The 20,389-nt window shown below is 60.6% G+C and carries 17 protein-coding genes and 1 pseudogene; 10 read left to right on the top strand and 8 right to left on the bottom strand.

The window, feature by feature from the left end; genetic code table 11:
• Positions 1-106: 106 nt before the first annotated feature.
• The 4 genes from ACQQ92_RS03760 to ACQQ92_RS03745 form a co-directional block, all read right to left on the bottom strand.
• Positions 107-853 carry an energy-coupling factor transporter transmembrane component T family protein gene (locus tag ACQQ92_RS03760; protein ID WP_427795823.1) on the bottom strand — a complete coding sequence of 249 codons (747 nt, stop codon included), beginning with the start codon at positions 851-853 and terminating at the stop codon, positions 107-109.
• Positions 846-2,597 (bottom strand): ABC transporter ATP-binding protein, encoded by a 1,752-nt coding sequence (locus tag ACQQ92_RS03755; RefSeq protein WP_427795822.1) that lies wholly within the window; start codon positions 2,595-2,597, stop codon positions 846-848. The genes ACQQ92_RS03760 and ACQQ92_RS03755 overlap by 8 nt, the downstream gene beginning before the upstream one ends.
• A 212-nt stretch (positions 2,598-2,809) precedes the next feature.
• The gene (locus ACQQ92_RS03750; protein WP_427795821.1) at positions 2,810-3,379 is read right to left on the bottom strand and encodes a hypothetical protein; all 570 of its coding nucleotides are present in this window, start codon (positions 3,377-3,379) and stop codon (positions 2,810-2,812) included.
• Positions 3,380-4,018: 639 nt separating this feature from the next.
• Entirely contained in the window at positions 4,019-4,936 is a 918-nt protein-coding gene (locus ACQQ92_RS03745; RefSeq protein WP_427793897.1) for a diacylglycerol/lipid kinase family protein, read from the bottom strand.
• 98 nt (positions 4,937-5,034) lie between these two features.
• Here ACQQ92_RS03745 and rnd point away from each other — a divergent pair, with 98 nt between their 5' ends.
• From rnd to ACQQ92_RS03710, 7 genes are all read left to right on the top strand, one after another.
• Positions 5,035-6,168, top strand: coding sequence for a ribonuclease D (gene rnd, locus ACQQ92_RS03740; RefSeq protein ID WP_006234315.1), 1,134 nt, complete (start codon positions 5,035-5,037; stop codon positions 6,166-6,168).
• A 238-nt stretch (positions 6,169-6,406) separates the two neighbouring features.
• A complete protein-coding gene (locus tag ACQQ92_RS03735) occupies positions 6,407-7,111 on the top strand; it encodes a zinc metallopeptidase (protein ID WP_427795820.1) in 705 nt (234 codons plus the stop codon).
• A 115-nt stretch (positions 7,112-7,226) separates the two neighbouring features.
• Positions 7,227-8,678 carry an exodeoxyribonuclease VII large subunit gene (xseA, locus tag ACQQ92_RS03730; RefSeq protein ID WP_427795819.1) on the top strand — a complete coding sequence of 484 codons (1,452 nt, stop codon included), beginning with the start codon at positions 7,227-7,229 and terminating at the stop codon, positions 8,676-8,678.
• A gap of 42 nt (positions 8,679-8,720) precedes the next feature.
• A complete protein-coding gene (gene xseB / locus ACQQ92_RS03725; protein ID WP_006234311.1) occupies positions 8,721-8,987 on the top strand; it encodes an exodeoxyribonuclease VII small subunit in 267 nt (88 codons plus the stop codon).
• Positions 8,988-9,142: 155 nt separating this feature from the next.
• Entirely contained in the window at positions 9,143-9,478 is a 336-nt protein-coding gene (locus ACQQ92_RS03720; protein WP_035137921.1) for a histidine triad nucleotide-binding protein, read from the top strand.
• A gap of 147 nt (positions 9,479-9,625) precedes the next feature.
• A complete protein-coding gene (locus ACQQ92_RS03715) occupies positions 9,626-10,804 on the top strand; it encodes an acetate/propionate family kinase (protein WP_055252343.1) in 1,179 nt (392 codons plus the stop codon).
• A gap of 164 nt (positions 10,805-10,968) precedes the next feature.
• Positions 10,969-12,147, top strand: a complete 1,179-nt coding sequence (locus tag ACQQ92_RS03710) for an acetate/propionate family kinase (protein ID WP_427795818.1) — start codon at positions 10,969-10,971, stop codon at positions 12,145-12,147.
• 553 nt (positions 12,148-12,700) lie between these two features.
• Here the strand turns inward: ACQQ92_RS03710 and pta are convergent.
• Entirely contained in the window at positions 12,701-13,681 is a 981-nt protein-coding gene (gene pta, locus ACQQ92_RS03705) for a phosphate acetyltransferase (protein WP_427718446.1), read from the bottom strand.
• A gap of 231 nt (positions 13,682-13,912) precedes the next feature.
• On the opposite strand from pta, the gene glf reads away from it, so the two are divergent.
• Both glf and ACQQ92_RS03695 read left to right on the top strand, forming a co-directional pair.
• A complete protein-coding gene (gene glf, locus ACQQ92_RS03700) occupies positions 13,913-15,115 on the top strand; it encodes a UDP-galactopyranose mutase (protein ID WP_427729079.1) in 1,203 nt (400 codons plus the stop codon).
• A complete protein-coding gene (locus ACQQ92_RS03695; RefSeq protein WP_427718441.1) occupies positions 15,108-16,139 on the top strand; it encodes a glycosyltransferase family 2 protein in 1,032 nt (343 codons plus the stop codon). Before glf ends, ACQQ92_RS03695 begins: the two co-directional genes overlap by 8 nt.
• Positions 16,140-16,513: 374 nt before the next feature.
• Here ACQQ92_RS03695 and ACQQ92_RS03690 read toward each other — a convergent pair whose 3' ends face one another.
• The 3 genes from ACQQ92_RS03690 to ACQQ92_RS03680 all read right to left on the bottom strand — a co-directional run bounded on the left by ACQQ92_RS03690 (position 16,514) and on the right by ACQQ92_RS03680 (position 18,736).
• The gene (locus ACQQ92_RS03690) at positions 16,514-17,515 is read right to left on the bottom strand and encodes a P1 family peptidase (RefSeq protein WP_427795817.1); all 1,002 of its coding nucleotides are present in this window, start codon (positions 17,513-17,515) and stop codon (positions 16,514-16,516) included.
• A gap of 100 nt (positions 17,516-17,615) precedes the next feature.
• Entirely contained in the window at positions 17,616-18,197 is a 582-nt protein-coding gene (locus ACQQ92_RS03685; RefSeq protein ID WP_427795816.1) for a Maf family protein, read from the bottom strand.
• Positions 18,194-18,736 carry a DJ-1 family glyoxalase III gene (locus ACQQ92_RS03680; RefSeq protein WP_427718432.1) on the bottom strand — a complete coding sequence of 181 codons (543 nt, stop codon included), beginning with the start codon at positions 18,734-18,736 and terminating at the stop codon, positions 18,194-18,196. Before ACQQ92_RS03680 ends, ACQQ92_RS03685 begins: the two co-directional genes overlap by 4 nt.
• Before the next feature lie 1,322 nt (positions 18,737-20,058).
• Here ACQQ92_RS03680 and ACQQ92_RS03675 point away from each other — a divergent pair.
• A pseudogene (locus tag ACQQ92_RS03675) lies at positions 20,059-20,379 on the top strand (family 1 glycosylhydrolase); the annotation flags it as partial.
• Positions 20,380-20,389 lie beyond the last annotated feature (10 nt).

Below are 20,389 nucleotides of genomic sequence, written 5' to 3'. Positions count from 1 at the left end.
AGGGACAGGTTTATTTTGGTAGGTTTTATCTGGGAAAACAGTAAAGGCCTCGGCTCGTTTGTGCGAGCCGAGGCCTTTTGCATTTGTCGGTTGCTGCCAGCGATTGCTAGAACAGGAAGCCGATGGCGATAAGGGCGATGCTGACGATAAGTACGGCAATGTCCAAGCCTTTGATGGGGTAGCGCTTGTACGAGCTCGCACGCGTGCGCAGATAGAAGCCGCGCTGCTCGGCGGCAAGCGCGGTGGCATCGGTCTTGCCCACGCTTGAGATCAATAGCGGCACGCACAGCGGCAGCATGAGCTTGAGTTTCTTGATGGGATTCTTGGTATCGTACTCGACGCCGCGTGCGGTCTGTGCCTCCATGATGGCATTCATCTCTTGGCCAAACACCGGCACAAAGCGCAGCGCCGTGGTAAAGGTGAAGGCATAGCGATACGGCGCGTGCAGCACCTCCACGCAGGCATTGGCAAGGTCGTTGAGCTTGGTCACCATGAGCATCAGGATGAGTGGCAGCGCTACGCCCAACAGGCGCAGACAGGCCTTCGAGCCGGTGATGAGGCCTTCGTCGGTGACGAAGCCCCACACCACGTTGCCATCGCGCATAAAGGCCAGCTGCAGCGCTAACATGATGAGTGCGAGCGGAATCAGCAGCTTGAGCAGCGAGAACAGGCGGTCGACGACGCCGGCGTAGGCTCCCAGCGCGAGCGTAAGCGCCAGAAATCCCAACAGCGCCACGTAGGTGTCGGACAAAAAGATGCCGATGATGATGGCGGCGGCTAGGCCCAGTTTGATGACGGGATTCAGACGATGCAGCAGCGTGTCGCCCGGCATATAGTCGATGACATTAACCACGGCGGACCATCTCCTCGGTAATGCGAACGATATCGGTGACCTCGCTCACCTGTGCAAAGGCGGGCGAGACGGAAGATGCCAGACGGCGTGAGAGTTCAATAACCTGGGGCGGTTCAACATAGGCACGCTGCATGAGCTCGATGTTCGAGAACAGCTCGTGCGTGCGGCCGTGATCGAGGATGCGGCCGTCGGCCATCACCACGATGCGCTCGGCAAAGTCCGAGACGACTTCCATGTCGTGGCAGACCATGATAACGGCGCAGCCGCGCTCGGCCATGGTGCGCACCGTTTCCATCACGGTCATGCACTCGCGGTAGTCCAGGCCACTCGTGGGCTCGTCGAGCACCACGATCTTGGGCTCGACCACCACGACGGAGGCGAGCGCCACCATTTGGCGTTGGCCGCGCGAAAGGGAGAAGGGCGCCTCGTCGGCGGGCAGACCAAAGCGGTCGATGACGAGCTGGGCGCGACGTAGGGCCTCGGCTCGGTCGATGCCGGCAAGCTCCAGGCCAAAGGCGACCTCGTCGAGCACGGTGTCCTTGCAAATCTGGCGGTCGGGGTTTTGGAATAGGGTTGCGACTTCGCGTGCGATGCGGCTCGTGGGAACCGATACCGTGTCCAAGCCCGTAACGCGCACGCTGCCCGATGCAGGCCTAAGCAGACCCGTGAGCAGCTTGGTGAGCGTGGTCTTGCCGGCTCCGTTTTGGCCGACAATGCCCACGAGCTCGCCGGGATAGAGCGTCAGGTTGAGGTCGTGGACGGCGGCGCCACCATGGGGGTAGGAAAACTCAACGTGGTCAAACGTGAGAACCGGCTCGGCGTCTCTCGCATGCGGGCGCAGCGACGGTGCGTGCGGGGAGCCTGCGGGCGCCTGAATGTCGCTGCTTGCATGAGCGGGGTCGACGATGCCCGTAATCAGGCGCTCGGCCTCATCAACATCTAAACAGGGAGTGCCACTGGCCAGGCCATCGGCCTCGAGGCTGTTGAAAATGCGCGTGACGCGCGGGCAATCGACACCGATGGCGCGGAGCTTGTCGGTGTGCGCAAAGACCTCATGTGGCTCGCCTTGCAGCGCGATCTGGCCGTGATTGAGCACGAGCACGCGGTTGCAATACTCCGAAAGCAGGGCGACCTTTTGCTCAACGACGACGATGGTGATGCCGAGGTTACGGTTTGCCTCGCGCAGCGTTTCGAAAACCAGTGTGGAGCTGACGGGATCGAGTGCCGCGGTTGGCTCATCGAGCACCAGCACGCGCGGGCGCATGGCGAGGATGGCAGCGATGGCCACCTTTTGCTTTTGGCCGCCCGAGAGGGTGGCTATCTCGCGGTCGCGCAGGTCGCTAATGCCGACGGCCTTAAGCGTCTCGCTCACGCGCTGCTCGATCTGGTCATGCGGAACGCCAAAGTTCTCCAGGCCAAAAAGCATCTCGTCCTCAACGACCGAGGCGACCATCTGCGTGTCGATGTCTTGCAGCACGCTGCCGACGATCTGCGATATGTCGGTGAGCGAGACCTCGCAGGTGTCGTGCCCGTCAACGAACACGGAGCCAAAGAAGGTTCCGCTGTAGTGGTGGGGCACGGCGCCCGACAGGCAGGCGGTAAGTGTTGATTTGCCGGCACCCGAAGGCCCGATGATGCCGATGAAATCTCCCTTGTTCACGCTGAGCGAAACGTGGCTAAGCGCCTGCTCGGCCTGCGTGCCATAGGCGAACGAGACATCGTCGACGTTGATGATCGTTTCCATGGATACCTTTCATAGTCATTGGGGATGTTCTTACATGACTAGTCGTTTAAGGACGTCCCCAATAGCTCGTTGTTTGGGACAGTCTTTGCTGGTGAAGCACGTAGACGGCTTTACGAGGTGCCCCAGGTTGGCGCGAAAGAGGAGCGAAGCGTACTTGGGTACGCGAGCGACGAATGAACGCCAATATGGGGTGGCTCGTAAAGCCGAGCGGGTTAGTTAAGCCTAAGGGCCTTCTGGATGGGCAGATAGAGCGCGCCGACCAGAATGGCGTTGAACACAGCGGTCATGGCGACGACGGGCAGCATAGCTGCGGCGAGTTCGCCCATTACGCCGAGCATGGCCATCTTGATGACCATGAAGATGACGCCCGAGACAAAGGTGGTCACGAACGTAGCGACGATGGCGACGGCAGGCTTAACTTGGCCATCCTTGGCGGCAGTGTTGACAATGACGGCCATAAGCATGGCGGCGATGCCCTCGGCGGCAAAATCGACAAACGGCGAGGTAGTGGTGATCTGGATTACGGCCGCCGAGATGAGACCGATGACGAGTGCCTGACCAATGTTGGGACGAACGACCAGGATGGTGAGGCAGAAGGCCGAGATGATGAACTCGGGGCTAATCATGCCGCCGGAGATACCCGAGATTGCCTTGCCGACGGTAAAGTTGAGGATGAAGCCGGCGGCAAGCAGGATGGCGAGCAGGACAAGGGCGCGAACATCGAGTTTGCCGCGGTCGGCGGTCTGGACGGTGCGGGGCTGGGCGGTGGTGTTCTGAGACATGTTGAAAATCCTTTCGGAAGGGGAGTGCAAGGGAAAAGCGGAGGCGCGTGATGCGAATGCGATCGGGCTCGAGATAGAAAAAGGCCCCCGGTCGAAACCGGAGGCCTTTCAATCACCTAGAGCGCAAAAACAGGCGTGAGGGACTCACTGTCGACCGATCGTATTCGCATCACGCCACCACCAGTTGTTGAGGGACGTCATCGTGTTCTTCATGTTGGTGGCTCCTTTCGTGATGCCATGGCGCGGTCGCGCCCAGTTGCTGTTGCGCTGCACTATAGCACAGCGAAGTGTGTGCGGGGAAATCTTTTTTGAAAAGATTTCGGCGACGTTTCCCGCCGGTCGAAGGGGCGGGCTGAGCGGGGGGGGGACCTTGGCCATCCCGCCCGCGCCTTAAGGTGTGGGGTTCTTAGGCCTTCTTGCGACGATAGATCACGAAGCCACAGACACCGATGATGATGGCGCCAACACCCATGGCGGCCATGTTGTTGCCCTTGGACTTCTCCTCGGTGATTGGATGAATATCATACCAATGTGGATTTACTTCTTTCGGCGGTGAATCACGTTGATGGCGTAGCCCACGAGCAGGGCCAGAACGATGACGATAAAGCCAAGGATAGGGTTGTCGTTCACGGGGTTCTCCTATTTTCCGAGTGGTGAGAATTCGTCGACGATGAGGTCGAGGCATTGCGGAAGCGCGCGGGCGCCAAAGACACCGGAGTTGCTGGAGATGATCTCGCCATCGAACTGCATACCCAGCGACGGCGTGCAGGTAATCTTGGCTTCCTTGGTCTGGATAATCTTAAACTGCGGGCGGCCGAGCACCTTGCCGGCGGGGTCGAGCGCAGCGGTGATCACAGTAGGCAGCAGCTGCACCGTGCGCACGGGTTCAATAACGACGATGTCGACCATGCCGTCGTTCATGCGGCAGCTGGGGAACAGGTTGATGTCGTTTTGGATGACTGAGGTATTGCCCGCCATGCAGCAGATGCCGTCGAGCTCCTCGACCATGCCGTCGTGTTCAATGGTAAAGTGCGCCACCGTGGGGTTGGGCGTGGCGAGCGCGGAGAGGAAGTAGGCGATCTCGCCGATGTCGTTTTTGGTGGGGGCGGCCTTCATCATGATCTCGGCGTCGTAGCCCGAGCCGGCGATGATGATGAAGCCGTGGCGCTTCTCGTTACCGTTCTCGTCGATCCAAAAGAGCTCACCCATGTCCACCTTGACCGTGCGGCCGGCGCGGCAAGCCTTGGCAAGCGCCGCCGCCTCGGGGGCATTGCCGATGTTGTTAAAGAACAGGCAGGCCGTGCCAGAGGGAAAGACGAGTGTGGGGACACCGCACCCGCGCATCTGGTCGAGCACGTTAGAGACGGTGCCGTCGCCGCCCGAGACCACCACGCGATCAAACTCGCGCACGTCCGCCACGGCGTCTTCGGGCTCCATGCCGTCGCCGATAAAGCGCATCACGACCTCGTCGCCGCCCTGTGCGAGGGCGTGCGTGAATGCGTAGATTTCATCTGAGCTGGGGCCCGATGCCGGGTTGTGGATGATAAGGCAGCGCATACTTACGTTCCCGTTCTGTGACTAACCGAGTATAGTTGTAAGGCAATGCCGATATCCTACCCGTGTTTTTCGGGCCTAACCTTATTCGATGGGTTGATATGTACATTTCCACACATCAGGCTCTACTCGATTTTTGCCAGCGCGCTCGTGAGTTCGACGCGATCGCCGTCGATACCGAGTTTTTGCGCGAGCGCACGTTCCATCCGCGTCTGTGCCTGGTCCAGATTGCCACCCCCGCCGAGAGCGTCGCGGTCGACCCCCTGGTGATTGACGACCTGTCGCCGCTCGCTGAGCTTATGGCCGACGAGAGCGTGACCAAGGTGTTCCACGCCTGCTCGCAGGATATGGAGGTCATGCTCCATACCGTGGGCGTGCTGCCGCGTCCTATTTTTGACACGCAGGTCGCCGCCGCCTTTTTGGGCGAGCGCCAGCAGATTTCCTACGGCGCGCTCGTGCAGACGTTTTGCGGCGTCTCGCTGCCCAAGACCGAGTCGCTGACCGACTGGTCGCGCCGTCCGCTGACCGATAAACAGATTGAGTATGCGATCGATGACGTCAAGTACCTGATCGTCGCCTATACCGAGATGATGAGCCGCCTGCGCGAACTGGGCCGTGTGGACTGGGTGCTCGACGAACTGCGCCCGCTGGCCGACGAGTCGCACTATCGCGCCGACCGTCACGAGGCGTTCCGTAAGGTCAAGCGCATCAACTCGTGCAGCCGCCATCAGCTGGGCATCGCGCGCGAGCTTGCCGCTTGGCGCGAGGACCGCGCCGAGCGCCGCAACATCCCGCGCAAGTGGGTCATGTCCGACGATACGCTGCTGGCGCTCGTCAAGCGCAATCCCGTGCGCGTCGAGGAGTTCCGCAGTATCCGCGGTACCGACCAGCTGGGGGAGCGCGATGTGGACGGTGCACTCATGGCCATCAAGCGCGGCGCGAGTTGCCCGCACGATCGCCTGCCGCTCATGGTGCGCGGACACCGCCAGATCTCGCCGGAGCTGGAGAGCGTGACGGATCTGATGTATGCGCTTATTCGACTGGTTGCCGAGCGCTCGGGCGTGGCGACCTCGGTCATTGCCTCGCGCGATGACCTGGCCGACTATATTGAGCATCCCGAGCAGAGCCCCCTGCGCGAAGGCTGGCGCTTTGAGCTCGTGGGCTCGCGCCTGGACGATCTGCTCTCGGGCAACATGGGGTTGACGGTGAAGGACGGCAAAATCGAGCTCCTGTAGGTATATGGTTACGCGGTTTTACCAAACCGCGTAACAGCTCGACGCTGCAAACGGCCGAGAGCGGCAATCTGACGTTCAATCGTCGCTCGCGTACCAAAGTACGCGTCGCTTCTCTTTCACGTCACCTTGCTCGCTCTCGGCCGTTTTCGCTGACATTGCCAAAACATCGATGCTGTCTCGTTGGCTGGGCGAGTGGGTAGAATGCCTCCAACGTGTAACTCGATTCGGAGGAATTCGCATGCCCTATTACTATGGTTATGGCTTTGGCATCGACCCGCTGTACCTGCTGGTCGTCCTTGTTTGTACGGTGCTCGGTCTTGCCGCGCAGAGCTATATCAACTCGACGTATAAAACCTGGTCCAAGGTTCGCTCGGACGGCGACACGGGCGCTGCGGTCGCGCGCCGCATGCTCGACGCCAGCGGTTGCAATGCCGTGGGTATCAAAGGCGTCGCCGGTGAGCTCACCGACCATTACAACCCGCAGGATAACAACCTGTATCTCTCGGATGCCAACCGTTCGGGCGGATCGGTCGCAAGCGTTGCCGTCGCCTGCCACGAGGCGGGCCACGCCGCCCAGCGCCAAAGCGGCTATGCCATGATGAAGGTGCGCACTGCCCTGGTCCCGGTCGTCAACTTTACCCAGAACACCTGGACCATCGTGTTGCTCTTGGGCCTGTTTATGAACATTGCGGGACTCACGACCCTCGCGCTGATCTTCTTCTCGTTTAGTGTGTTGTTCCAGCTGGTTACGCTGCCGGTCGAGATTGATGCCAGCCGCCGCGCCGTGGCGTACATCGAGCGGTCGGGCATGAGCTCCAAGCAGGTCAACGGTGCCAAGAAGGTCCTGACGGCAGCCGCGCTTACCTATGTTGCCGCAGCGCTCACCTCGATCATTCAGCTGCTCTACCTGATGGCTCGCTACAACAGAAACTCCAACCGATAACAAATTGGCTTGACAGGCGCCGCGGGGATTTGTGTCCCCGCGGCGCTGTACTATGTGTTGGACTTGAATTTGCGCAGGGCTGGAGCCTTTGTGCACGATAACGAAAGGAGGCTGCGTGGCAGGCTGGAATCTAACCGGCAATGCTGTTTCCGCCGAGTTTGACGGCTCGGACGATCAGGAGCGCAAGGAACTCAGCGTGAGCCAGGCGGTGGAGATCGCCGCCGGTGCACTCGATGCTATTCCGCAGCTGAGTGTCTTGGGTGAGGTCACGGGCTTCCGTGGCCCCAATGCCCGAAGCGGCCACTGCTACTTCCAGATTAAGGACGATTCGGCCGCCGTTGACTGCATCATTTGGAAGGGTGCCTATCTCAAGCGCACGTTCGATCTGCGCGACGGCATGCAGGTGAGCTTTAAGGGTAGCTTCAATCTCTATAAGCCCACGGGCCGCATGAGTTTTGTCGCCCGCTCGTTTTCGCTGGCGGGGGAGGGTCTGCTGCGTCAACAAGTGGCGCAACTGGCCGAAAAGCTGAGCCGCGAGGGCCTGATGGACGAAGCGCGCAAGCGCCGCATCCCGGTGTTCTGCTCGCGTGTGGCGGTCGTCACCTCGCTTTCGGGTGCCGTAATCGATGACGTCAAGCGCACATTGCGTCGTCGCAACCCACTCGTCGAGCTCGTTTGCGTGGGTGCCAAGGTTCAAGGCGAGGGTGCGCCGGCAGAGCTCATTGAGGGTTTGCGTCGCGCCGCTTCCATTACGCCGGCGCCCGATTGCATTTTGCTGGTGCGTGGCGGCGGTTCCTTCGAGGACCTCATGACCTTTAACGACGAGGAGCTTGCCCGCGCGGTGGCGGCTTGTCCTGTGCCCGTGGTGACCGGCATTGGGCATGAGCCCGATACCTCGATTTGCGACATGGTGAGCGACCGCCGCGCCTCCACGCCAACGGCGGCTGCAGAATCGGTGGCACCGGCTATGACGGAGCTGGCAGATGTGCTCGAGGCGCGCCATCAGCGTCTGGGCGCCGCGATGGCATCGATGATCGGGTCAGATCAGGTCGATCTGGAAATGCTCGATCAGCGTGGTCGCCGCGCTTGGGACACCTATACGGCCCGTCTGGGCGATGCGCTCGATGCAGCCGCGTGCCGCCCGTGCCTCAACGATCCAACGTTTATGGTCGAGCGTCGCGAGTCAGAGCTTGCCCTGACGGCCGATCGCCTGTCCGGCGCCATAACGCGTTCGGTTGGGGCCTTCCGCTCCGACTTTGAGCGCCTGCCCGAGCGCTTGATCGCAAGCACCTCGGGGCTCGATGGCAAGCGCCATGCGCTCACGCTTGCGAGCTCCCGTCTGGAGCATCAGGGGCGCACGATGCTCAGCAAGCCCGCGTCCGACCTGGGCCGAGCTGCTGCGTCGCTCGATGCCTTGTCGCCGCTCAAGGTGCTTGCCCGCGGTTACTCCATTGCGTACAGCGAGGACGGTGTGGCTACGAGCGCCAAGATCTTTAAGCCGGGCGACGCTATTCGCGTGCGCATGGCGGACGGCAACGTGGCAGCAACCGTCAACGCGGTCGAGTAGACCGCGTTTCACAGTGATAGACCCTTAGGAAAGGAAACAGATATGGCAGAGAAGACCCCGGTCGAGCAGCTTACGTACAAGCAGGCCTCGCAGGAGCTGGAGCTCATCATCCGCAGCCTGGAGTCGGGCGACATGGAGCTCGAGGAGTCGCTCGAGAGCTATACCCGCGGCGTCGAGCTCCTCAAGAGCCTACGCACCCGCCTGTCCGATGCCGAGCAGAAGGTCTCGGTGCTCCTTAAGGACGTCGACGGCAACGACGTGCTCGCCGACGGCGAAGCCGCCAACACCGACGATAACCTCTCGTTCTAACCACCTCGCAGCCTACTTTGGGGTAGTCTTTTTGGGACGGGGCTTTTTTGACTACCCTTGCGCGACGGCTCGCCAGGTGCCTGCGCTTGCGAAAAAGTAGTCAAAAAAGCCCCGTCCCAAAAAGACTACCTTGGTCTGTGAGAAAGGAACCAACCATGTGTGATTGCATCTTCTGCAAAATTGCCAACCACGAGATCCCCTCAACCGTTGTCTATGAGGACGATCAGGTCATCGCCTTCGACGACCTCAACCCCCAGGCGCCGGTCCACACCCTCGTGATTCCCAAGAAGCACTACAGCGACATCGCCGACAACGTACCTGCCGAGACCATGGGCGCCATGGCCCACGCCATTCAGGAGGTCGCCAAGGCCAAGGGCCTGGAGGACGGCTTCCGCGTCATCTCCAACAAGGGCGTCAACGCCGGCCAGACCGTCATGCACTTCCATATGCACGTCCTCGGCGGCAAAAACCTGGGCGAGAACCTCATCTGAGGGCGCTTCTTCCGTGGGATGAGGCGAAAGCTTGGGCATCGATAACTTATATATCAACGCAATAAACCCGAGCGCGAGGGCGTTTGGGTTTATTATTGAAGCGTATGTAACCTGGCGGCGCCACACCGCCTGTTAGTAGGGAGACACATGAACGTTCTGGTCGTCAACGCAGGATCTTCGACCCTTAAGTATCAGGTCATCGATACCAAATCCCACAAGGTGTCCGCAAAGGGCTCCTGTGAGCGCGTCTGCTTTACCGGCGGTACCTTCACCCACGCTGCCAACGGCTCCAAGAAGGTGACCGAGAACATCGAGTTCCCCGACCACAAGGTCGCCATCGAGGTCGTCCTGAAGGACCTCGAGGCTAACGGCGTCAAGATCGAGGGCATCGGCCACCGCATCGTTCAGGGCGGTTGGTACTTTGGCGATTCCTCCCTCGTCGACGAGGACGTTCTCGCTAAGATCCGCGAGGTCGCTCCGCTCGCCCCGCTGCACAACAACCCCGAGGCCAACGTTATCGAGTTCTGCCTGGAGCAGTACCCCGACCTGCCCAACGTCACGGTCTACGACACCGCCTTCCACTTCAATATGCCCGAGGTCGCCAAGACCTACGCCCTGCCCAAGGACGTCTGCGACAAGCTGCACATCCGTAAGTACGGCGCCCACGGCACCAGCTATCGCTACATCTCCAAGAAGGTCGCCGAGATGACCAACGGCGAGGCCCGCAAGGTCGTCGTGTGCCACATCGGTTCCGGCGCCTCCCTGTGCGCCATCGAGGACGGCAAGTGCATGGACACCACCATGGGCTTGACGCCGCTCGACGGCGTCATGATGGGCACCCGCTGCGGCTCCATCGACCCGGCTACCGTGTGCTACCTGCAGCGCGAGGGCGGCTACACCTTCGACGAGGTCGACGAGATGATGAACAAGAAGTCCGGCCTTTTGGCTGTGACCGGCGGCAAGACCAACGACTGCCGCAACGTCGAGGAGCTCGCCGCCGCTGGTGACCCCGAGGCTCAGCTCGCCTTCGACATGTTTGTCTACAAGATTGCCGCCAAGGCTGCCGAGATGGCTACTTCCATGTGCGGCATGGACACGCTGGTCTTCACCGCTGGCATCGGTGAGCACGCTCCGGCCGTTCGTGCCGGCGTCGCCGACCGTCTGGCCTTTATGGGCGTCAAGATGGATCATGCCCGCAACGCCCTGCGTGGTGACGGCGCTTGGTGCCTGTCCGCCAAGGATTCCAAGGTCAAGATCTTCGTCATCCCCACGGACGAGGAATTCATGATCGCTTCCGACGTCGAGCGCATCGTCAACGGCAAGTAATTGCAAGAGGGGAGGGGCTGGACGACCGAGCGCCGTTCGGCCCCTCTTTTGTGCTCGTTGGGCGATATGCTTGATAGCTATTTATCAAGTTGTGATAACCTCTTATTAAAATGCGGCCGCCTTAAGGGGTCTGCGTCGACCGTATTGCACTGCAAAGGAGTCTCATGAACGTACTTGTTGTCAACGCCGGCAGCTCAAGCCTTAAATATCAGCTTTTGGATACCGATACCCGAGAGGTTTTCGCCAAGGGCAACTGCGAACGTATCGGTTCGGACATGGGCATCTTTGGCCACTCCGAGAACGGTGGCGCCAAGCAGACCGAGGAGGTCCCTTTCCCCGATCATCGCTCTGCTATCGCTCGCGTGCTCGAGGAGCTCGAGAAGACCGACTTTACGATTGATGGCATTGGGCATCGTATCGTTCAGGGCGGCTGGCACTTCGATGATTCCGCAGTCGTCGACGACGAGGTTATGGCCAAGATTCTTGAGGTAGCACCGCTTGCTCCGCTGCACAACTACGGCGAGGCCGCGGCAATCGAATATTGCCGCGAGAAGTATCCGGAGCTGCCCAACGTCGCCGTCTTCGATACCTCGTTCCACATGACCATGCCCGAGGTCGCCTATACCTACGCGCTGCCCAAGGACGTGTGCGACAAGTACCACGTGCGCAAGTACGGCGCCCACGGCACGAGCCACCGCTATGAGTGGATGATGGCCAAGGAGATCCTGGGTTCGCGCTGCCACCGTCTGCTTTCGTGCCATTTGGGTAACGGTGCTTCGCTTGCCGCCATTGAGGACGGCGTGTGCCGCGACACCACGATGGGCCTCACGCCGCTCGATGGCCTGATGATGGGCACCCGCTGCGGCTCCATCGACCCGGCCACCGTGTGCTACCTCCAGCGCGAGGGCGGCTACAGCTATCAGGAAGTCGATGACATGATGAACAAGCAGTCTGGTCTGCTTGCCATCTCGGGTATCTCCAACGACGCCCGCGACATCCGCACGCGCGCCTCCGAGGGCGATAAGCGCTGCCTGCTCGCCTTCGATATGTTCGCCTACAAGGCCATGCAGCAGGCCGGTTCCATGATCGCATCTATGGCGGGCGTGGACACCATCACCTTTACCGCCGGCATCGGCGAGAACGACTGGTCGATCCGCAAGGCCTTCTGCGACTGCTTTGAGTGGCTGGGCGTGCGCATCGACAACAACAAGAACCGCGAGGCCGTGGGCAACGGCCCGCAGGTCATCAGCGCCGCCGGTTCCGCCGTCACCGTCATGGTCATCCCCACCGACGAGGAATACATGATCGCCCACGACGTCGAGCGTCTGACCGCGAACAACTAACGCGCTCGTTTGCATGTAAACGAAAGGCCTCCGAAGCAACAGCTCCGGAGGCCTTTTTTACTAGCAGAAGGACAGCGGAAACTCCATCCCGTTTCGAGCACAAATTCTGGGACACACTTTCCGTTTGGGGCAGGTTGCGGAAAATACGACCCGCAACAAAGCAAAATTCCGTCCCACAGTTTCCCAAACAGCCCCCAAGTGGAAGTTACATCCCGCAATCCGCCTTCAAACCGGGACACGCTTTCCGGCACAACAACCGCCGAGGCCCTATAAGCCTTTCAAATCCAAAGTGACCATATCCGCATCGTTTGCCCCCCAGCAACGGCACCCATCCATTCAGATTCTCAGCCCCTGCCCGTAGCCAAGCCGCCGTCCACTCCAGATGCCCTGATTGCTGCGTTGCGGTAGAAGGCCGTACGGGCTAACCCCTGAAAACAATCCGCAGACCAGAAACGCCCCCGTTCGTAGCTCCGAAGGAGCAGAACGGGGGCGTTTCATTGGTCGAGGACGTTTTCAGGGGTTAGCCCGTACGGCCTTCGGGCGAGTGCGTGCGCTACTCAGCCATCTGAGCCTGGACGGCGGTGATGGCTACGACACCCACGATGTCGTCGGCAGAGCAGCCGCGCGAAAGGTCGTTAACCGGCTTGGCGATGCCCTGCAGGATGGGGCCGTAGGCGTCGGCGCCGGCGAAGCGCTGGACCAGCTTGTAGCCGATGTTGCCGGCCTCGAGGTCGGGAAACACGAGCACGTTGGCCTTGCCGGCAACGGAGGAGCCGGGAGCCTTGAGCTGGGCGACGTTGGGGACGATGGCGGCGTCGAGCTGCAGGTCGCCATCGATGGCGAGCTCGGGAGCCTTCTCCTTGCAGAACTTCACGGCCTCCTGGACCTTCTTGGCGACCTCGCCGCCGGCGGAACCCATAGTGGAGTAGGAGAGCATAGCCACGTGCGGCTCAACGTTGCCCATGAAGGTGGACCAGGAGTGAGCGGAGGCGATGGCGATCTCGGAGAGCTCATCGGAGGACGGGTTGATGTTGAGGCCGCAGTCGGCGAAGATCAGCGTGCCGTCGGTGCCGAACTGCGGGGTGTCGGTGCACATCACAAAGAAGGCCGAGACCAGCTTGGTGCCCGGGGCGGTCTTGAGGATCTGCAGCGCGGGGCGCAGAGTGTCGGCGGTGGAGTGGCAGGCGCCGGAGACCAGACCATCGGCATCGCCCATCTTGACCATCATGGTGCCAAAGTAGGTGGCGTCCATCACCTGGGCGCGAGCCTGCTCGATGGTGACACCCTTCTTGGCGCGGAGCTCGGCAAACTTCTGCGCGTACTCCTCGTGCTTCTCGGCATTGCGCGGGTCGATGACGGTAGCGCCGGGAACGTTGATCTCGTCGGGGTTGCCCAAGATGACGATCTTTGCCAAGCCCTCCTCGATGATCTTGGTAGCTGCGATGATGGTGCGCGGATCTTCGCCCTCGGGCAGGACGATCGTCTTAAGGTCGGCCTTGGCGGCAGACTTCATACGGTTTAGGAAATCGCTCATGTTACTCCTTACAAGCGTTTCGCTAAGCTCCAGGTACCCGGCTGTCCACGAATAAACCCGCTGCTAGCGGGTTTACCTTTTAAATACGTACGCCGGGGTGCTTGAGCTTTCCTTGTGTGGCAAGCTCATTATAGGACGCATTAGCGCTATAATCGCTCTGATAAATATGTCTCGAAGAATGTTCGAGAAAAGCCCAGCTAACGAGCTCGTGGCTTTTGACAAGGAGTATCGATGCAGATTACCTCAGGCCTGCCTGAAGGCTTTAACGCCGGCGCATACGACATGATTGTCGTCGGTGCCGGGTATGCCGGTGCCGTTTGTGCCCGCCGTCTTGCCGAGACTATCGGCTATCGCGTTGCCGTTTTGGAGCGCCGTGGCCACATTGCGGGCAATGCTTACGACTGCTTTGATGAGGCCGGGATCCTGGTCCACGAGTATGGCCCGCACATTTACCATACCTTTAACGAGCGCGTCCACAATTTTCTGTCGCGTTTTACCAAGTGGACGGACTACCAGCACAAGGTGCTCGCCAACATCAACGGCACCCTTATGCCCGTGCCCTTTAACCACGCGAGCCTCAAGCTCGCCTTTGGCGATGAGCGCGGCGAAGAGCTGTATCAGAAGCTCGTGGAGACCTTTGGCAAGGACGTCAAGGTGCCCATCATGGAGCTGCGCAAGAAGAACGACCCGGATCTTGCCGAGGTCGCCGATTACGTCTACGAGAACGTCTTTTTGCATTACACCATGAAGCAGTGGGGCCAGACGCCCGACCAGATCGATCCCTCGATCACCGGCCGCGTTCCCGTCTTTGTGGGCGACGATGACCGCTATTTCCCGCAGGCTCCCTTCCAGGGCATGCCGCAGGACGGCTATACCGCGTTGTTCGAGCATATGCTCGACCACGATCTGATTGATGTGTTCTGCGACGTGGACGCCCGTGACCTCTTTGAGATTGACGAGACCACCGTCAAGATCGACGGCAAGGTCTATGGCGGCGAGATCGTCTACACCGGTCCGCTCGACGAGCTGTTCAACCTCGACTTGGGCGCTCTGCCGTACCGTACGCTCGACATGAAGTTCGAGACGCTCGATATGGACCAGTTCCAGCCCGTGGGCACCGTCAACTACACCACGAGCGAGGATTACACGCGCATCACCGAGTTCAAGAACATGACTGGTCAGGTCCTGCCCGGCAAGACCACCATCATGAAGGAGTATTCCAAGGCCTATACGCCCGGCTCGGGCGAGACGCCCTATTACGCCATTCTGGAGCCCGAGAACCGCGAGCTCTATGAGCGCTATCTTGAGCGCGTCCAGAACCTGACGAACTTCCACCCGGTGGGTCGCTTGGCCGAGTATCGTTACTACGATATGGATGCCGTGACCAACTCTGCCCTCGATCTTTCGGATGAGATTATCGCCTGCCATGCATAAAGTCATATCATTCGGTATTCCCTCGTATAACGCCGCCAAGGACATGGACCATTGCATCACCTCCATTCTGGAGGGGAGCGATTACGCCACCGATATCGAGATCATCATCGTCGATGACGGCTCCAAGGACGAGACGGCAGCTAAGGCCGATGAGTGGGAGGCGCGTTACCCCGGTATCATCCGCGCGGTGCATCAGGAGAACGGCGGTCACGGCATGGCCGTCCTCTCGGGCCTGCGCGAGGCGCAGGGCACCTACTACAAGGTCGTCGACTCGGATGACTGGCTCGACGGTGCGGCGCTTTCGACCATGCTTTCGATTCTGCGTGGCTTTGAGGAGCGCGACCAGCGCGTCGATCTGTTTATCTCGAACTATGTGTACGAGAAGGTTTACGAGGGTACGCATACCGCCATTGGTTACAAGTTTGCCCTGCCGCGCAAAAAGATCTTTACCTGGGACCAGATTGGCCATTTCCGTCCGGACCAGAATTTGCTCATGCACAGCCTGTGTTATCGCACGGATGTGCTGCGCGCGTCCAATCTGCCTATGCCGCCGCACACGTTCTATGTAGACAATATCTACGCCTATGTGCCGCTGCCGCGCTGCAAGACCATGTACTACGCCGACATCGACCTCTATCGTTACTTTATCGGTCGCGAGGGCCAGAGCGTCAACGAGGCCACGATGGTCAAACGTCTGGACCAGCAGTTTCGCGTGACGCGCATTATGATGGAGTCGTTCCATCTGTATAGCGATGTCGAGTCGTCGCGTCTGCGCGCGTACATGATGGGCTATTTCACTATGATGATGGCAATTTGTTCGGTGCTAACCAAGCTTTCCGATGAGGATTGCGCCGACGAGCGCCTGACGACATTGTGGAGTGATTTGAAGGCCTACGACGAGCGTATGTATCGTCGTGCACGCTACGGTGTGGTCGGCTTCTTTACCAACCTGCACGGGCGGGCTGGAGACAAAACCACACTCGGCCTATACCGTCTTGCCTCAAAGATCTTCAAATTTAACTAGCTGTTGAGCAATCGCTGCTGATAGGTTGACTGGGCCCCTTGGCCTTTAGTTTGCTACTGCGAACAGTCCTGCTCGCACGGAAAGCACATTAAGTGCTTTCCGGCTCGTGCGGAACTTTTATCAAACTAAAGGCCAAGGGGCCTTTGCTATAAGAATCGATTGTCAGGCTGCCTGAATTTGAAGATCTTGGACGCGCGGTACACAGGGGCCTGGGCTGAAAAGTTTTAGTTGGTAGTCGGTCGGAGACGGGCGGGCGTTACGTTTGTCGCGAGTTCCGCATGCAAAGAAGGCCACTTAATGTGGCCTTCGTCTTGCATAGGACTGTAGAGCAGCAAACGTAACGCCCGCCCGCCTCCGACCGACGGTCGAGTGGATTACTTCGCAACGCCGGGGATGCCGTGGGATGTTTTGGCGGTTTTGGCTCCGTTTACGATGGCGGTTTCCAGGGCCCTTACGGCGAGCATGCCCAGCAGGTCTAGGGGAACGGCGGCGCTTGCCTGGCTGCCCAGCTTGCCGCTGGCAAGGGTGTAGATGGTGTCACCGTCGTTGGTGGTGTGTGTGGGGCGGATGGCGTGTGCATAGGCGTCTGCGGCCATCTGGGAGACCTTGGTGGCCTGGGCCTTAGTGAGCTCCACGTTGGTGACGATGCAGCTGATGGTGGTGTTGGTGCGGTCGAGTGGCATTTTCATAGAGCCGGCGGCGGCAAGGGCGGCGAGCTCCATGTCGACGATCTGGTCGCTATCGGCTGCGGCGCGCATGCCGGCCACCCACTCGCCGGTGGTCGGGTCGACCACGTTGCCACAGGCGTTGACCGAGACCACGGCGCCTACCTTGACGGTGCCGAGTGCCACGGCAGCAGCTCCCAGGCCAGCCTTCATGCAGGTGGCGGGCCCCATGAGCTTGCCTACGGTGGCGCCGGTGCCGGCACCTACATTGCCCTGCTCGAGTGTGGTGGGGGTATGGTCGAGCGCCTCGCGCACGGCGGCGATACCGGCGTCAATGTCGGGACGCACGGTGGGATCGCCAAAGGCGAGGTCGAAGATGCAGCTGGAACACACGATGGGCACCTGCGTGGGGCCGACGGGCAGGCCGATGCCGCGGCTCTCGAGTTCGCGGGCCACGCCGCTTGCCGCTTCGAGACCAAAGGCCGAACCGCCCGAAAGGCAGACGGCGTGGACCTTATCGACGGTGTTCTCGGGACGCAGCAGATCGGTCTCGCGCGAAGCGGGAGCACCACCACGCACGTCAACGCCGCCGGTGGCACCCTCGGGCGCCACGATTACGGTGCAGCCGGTGCCGGCCTCCTCGTCTGTATAGTTGCCAAAGCAAAAGCCATCGACATCGCAAACGTCAATGGCTTCGAGCAGGGTGTCCATGTTTTCTCCTATCGGTTTTCCGCCGGGCCTTATGCTCGGTCGGGATCCGTACGGTACGGCAAAATTGTAGGCGCCGGGGGATACCCAGCGCCAGATGCAATTACGAGAGTTTTTGAATCGCGCGTGCGACGCGAGCGATGGGTAAGCCCACCACGTTGTAGAAGTCGCCCGAAATGTCATGCACGAGCATGCGGCCGCCTGTGCCCTGGATACCGTAGGCTCCGGCCTTGTCCATGGGTTCGCCGGAGGCAACATAGTGCCCGATTTGCTCCTCGGTAAGCTCGTAGAACGTCACGTCGGTCACATCGACAAACGACAGACTTTCGGCGGCATGCGGAGCTGCAGCGTCGCCGGCTTTAACGATACAGACGCCGGTTGCCACCTGGTGCGTGCGGCCCGAAAGCTCGCGGAGCATGGTGCGTGCCTCGTCCTCGTCTGCCGGCTTGCCCAAAATTTGCCCGTCAAAGGTGACAATGGTATCGGCTGCGACAGTCAGTTCGTTGGGTTCGGCGTGCTCGGAGGCAACGGCAGCGGCTTTGGCGCGTGCCAAGCGTTCGACAAGCGTAAGCGGAGCTTCGCCATCAGAAGGCGTTTCGTCGATATCTGCGGGAATTACGCGAACGTCATAGCCCGCCTCGCGCATCAGCTCTATGCGGCGCGGCGATTGCGAAGCCAAAATCATAGCTGGATGCCCTCGGCAACCTTCTCGACGGCCTTGTCGCCGGCGAGTGTGCGCAGCAGCTCCAAGGCAAAGGGAAGTGACTGTGCCATGCCGCTGGCAGTGATGATGTTGCCGTCTTGCGTGACCTTCTCGCCGGTATAAGCACCCTCGGGGAAGCTCTTCTCAAAGCCGGGGAAGCACGTGGCTCGGCGTCCCTCGAGCAGACCAAGCTCGCCCAGGATAAACGGGGCGGCGCAGATGGCGGCAACATGCTTGGTTGCGGCGAACTCGCAGACTACATCGCAGACACGCTGGTCGGCGCGCAAGTTGGTGGCTCCGGGCAGGCCGCCGGGCAGCACGATGCAGTCGTACTCCTCAAAGTTGATTTCGTCAAAGAGCGCATCGCAGGTCACGGGAATCTGCAGCGAGCTCACGACCTCGCGTGTGGGCATGATCGAGACGAGCGTGGCGCGCACGCCGCCGCGACGCATGACATCGACCATGGTCAGGCATTCAATAGTTTCAAAGCCATCGGCGGCGAGAACGGCAACGCTGGGCATGAGGGTTCCTTTCGTAAGGCGGCATACAATTAGCCGTCTTATACCCCGAAGACCCATGCTTGCCACGCTCGATTTCCCAATGTTTAAAAAGGGACGGGGTTTTAGCTACCCTCACCCATCCTTAACAATCTCAATCTGTAACATCTAGGCCCACTTTTGACCCCTAACTGTTAGAGATCAAGACAAACGGAAACCGCCCCGACAAAACGTCTAAATCTGTAACATCTACGGACCAAAACCGGGTCTTACTGTTACAGATCGAGACAGTCCCCAGCGCACCGCCCCGTTCGGGGAACGACCGCCACAGGTACGGCGGGCAGAGACTCACTTTTTTCCTCGGTTTTTCTTGACGGAATCTCACCTGTTGTAGTACTTTGTCCCAGTCTAAAAACGCGTGGACTTTTCTGGGCGCTAGCCACCTTTTTGCCACGCAACCGAGCAGTCGGTTGCGTGGCTTTTTTCGTCTTGGCAGCAGGTGCCACATGCACCGCCAGAAGACCGCACGAGCCCACCTTCCGACTGCAGGGAACAGACGCACGAGACGTGCATCTGCAAGACAGCAGACGGAAGGGAGCCTAATGGCAGGAACAAACACAATCAAGCAACAGGCCGCCGGGGCAGGAGCCACGGGCGCGGGACAGGCCAAGGCGGCGCTCCAGGTCTTTGCGGGCGGTGCCTGCTACGGCGCGATGGCCACGACCTACAAGCTCGCCTACGCCGCGGGCTTCACCTCGGCGCAGGTGGTGGCGAGCCAGGCGTGGTTCGGCTGCCTCTTCTTCGCCCTCGCCACACTCGCGGGCCATGCACTCGGGCACCGCTGGCAGCGCGTGGGCTGGAAGCTCGCCCTCAAGCTCATGGGCCTGGGAGCCCTCACCTGCCTCACCTCAATCCTCTACTGCTACGCCATGAGCGTGCTGCCCGCCCCGGTGGCGCTCACGCTCCTCTTCCAGTTCACGTGGCTGGGGCTCCTGTGGCAGACCGTCATGACGCGCCGACCGCCGAGGGCCCTCCAAGTGGTCTCCGCCCTGGTCATCGTCTTCGGAACGGTGTTCGCCAGCGGCGTTTACAAGACCGGCATCACCGGGTACGACCCCGTGGCCCTGCTCTGCGCGCTGGGGGCGGCCGTGTCCTGCTCCCTCTTTGTCACCCTCTCCGGCAAGGTCGAGGCCCCCTGCTCGTCCGAGCAGCGTGGCGTCATCGTATGCGCGGGCTCCGTGGTCATGTCGCTCACGGTGTGCCCGGACTACGTCGTCTCGGGCGTCCTCGCCCAGGGCATCCTGCCCTTTGCCGTCATCGCCGGCTTCTTTGGCATGCTCTGCCCGGTCCTGCTCAACGGCCTCGGCGCCTATGACGAGGTGCTTCCCGACGGCACGATCGAGGACGACTACCGTATCGCCTACCTGCGCGAGCACATCGAGGCCATGCGCGACGCCATCGAGCAGGACGGCGTCGAGATGCTCGGCTACACCACCTGGGGGCCAATCGACCTCGTGAGCGCGGGCTCCGGCGAGATGGAGAAGCGCTACGGCTTCATCTACGTGGACCGCGACAACCTGGGCAACGGCACGCTCGAGCGCAGGCGCAAGAAGAGCTTCTACTGGTACCAACAGGCCATCGCCACCAACGGAGGCGACCTGGGCTAGCCGCCCGGGC

It is taken from the genome of Collinsella sp. SGI.241 (genome assembly GCF_050312955.1).
GTDB lineage: Bacteria > Actinomycetota > Coriobacteriia > Coriobacteriales > Coriobacteriaceae > Collinsella.
This window is presented reverse-complemented; position numbering and strand designations above follow the sequence as displayed.

Coding starts and splice junctions, on each gene's coding strand:
- ACQQ92_RS03720 (WP_035137921.1), top strand. CDS start 9,143: ATGTGTGATTGCATCTTCTGCAAAATTGCCAACCACGAGATCCCCTCA.
- ACQQ92_RS03745 (WP_427793897.1), bottom strand. CDS start 4,936: ATGCGCTGCCTTATCATCCACAACCCGGCATCGGGCCCCAGCTCAGAT.
- ACQQ92_RS03755 (WP_427795822.1), bottom strand. CDS start 2,597: ATGGAAACGATCATCAACGTCGACGATGTCTCGTTCGCCTATGGCACG.
- ACQQ92_RS03685 (WP_427795816.1), bottom strand. CDS start 18,197: ATGATTTTGGCTTCGCAATCGCCGCGCCGCATAGAGCTGATGCGCGAG.
- pta (WP_427718446.1), bottom strand. CDS start 13,681: ATGAGCGATTTCCTAAACCGTATGAAGTCTGCCGCCAAGGCCGACCTT.
- ACQQ92_RS03690 (WP_427795817.1), bottom strand. CDS start 17,515: ATGGACACCCTGCTCGAAGCCATTGACGTTTGCGATGTCGATGGCTTT.
- ACQQ92_RS03715 (WP_055252343.1), top strand. CDS start 9,626: ATGAACGTTCTGGTCGTCAACGCAGGATCTTCGACCCTTAAGTATCAG.
- rnd (WP_006234315.1), top strand. CDS start 5,035: ATGTACATTTCCACACATCAGGCTCTACTCGATTTTTGCCAGCGCGCT.
- ACQQ92_RS03695 (WP_427718441.1), top strand. CDS start 15,108: ATGCATAAAGTCATATCATTCGGTATTCCCTCGTATAACGCCGCCAAG.
- ACQQ92_RS03735 (WP_427795820.1), top strand. CDS start 6,407: ATGCCCTATTACTATGGTTATGGCTTTGGCATCGACCCGCTGTACCTG.
- ACQQ92_RS03680 (WP_427718432.1), bottom strand. CDS start 18,736: ATGCCCAGCGTTGCCGTTCTCGCCGCCGATGGCTTTGAAACTATTGAA.
- ACQQ92_RS03710 (WP_427795818.1), top strand. CDS start 10,969: ATGAACGTACTTGTTGTCAACGCCGGCAGCTCAAGCCTTAAATATCAG.
- glf (WP_427729079.1), top strand. CDS start 13,913: ATGCAGATTACCTCAGGCCTGCCTGAAGGCTTTAACGCCGGCGCATAC.
- xseB (WP_006234311.1), top strand. CDS start 8,721: ATGGCAGAGAAGACCCCGGTCGAGCAGCTTACGTACAAGCAGGCCTCG.
- ACQQ92_RS03750 (WP_427795821.1), bottom strand. CDS start 3,379: ATGTCTCAGAACACCACCGCCCAGCCCCGCACCGTCCAGACCGCCGAC.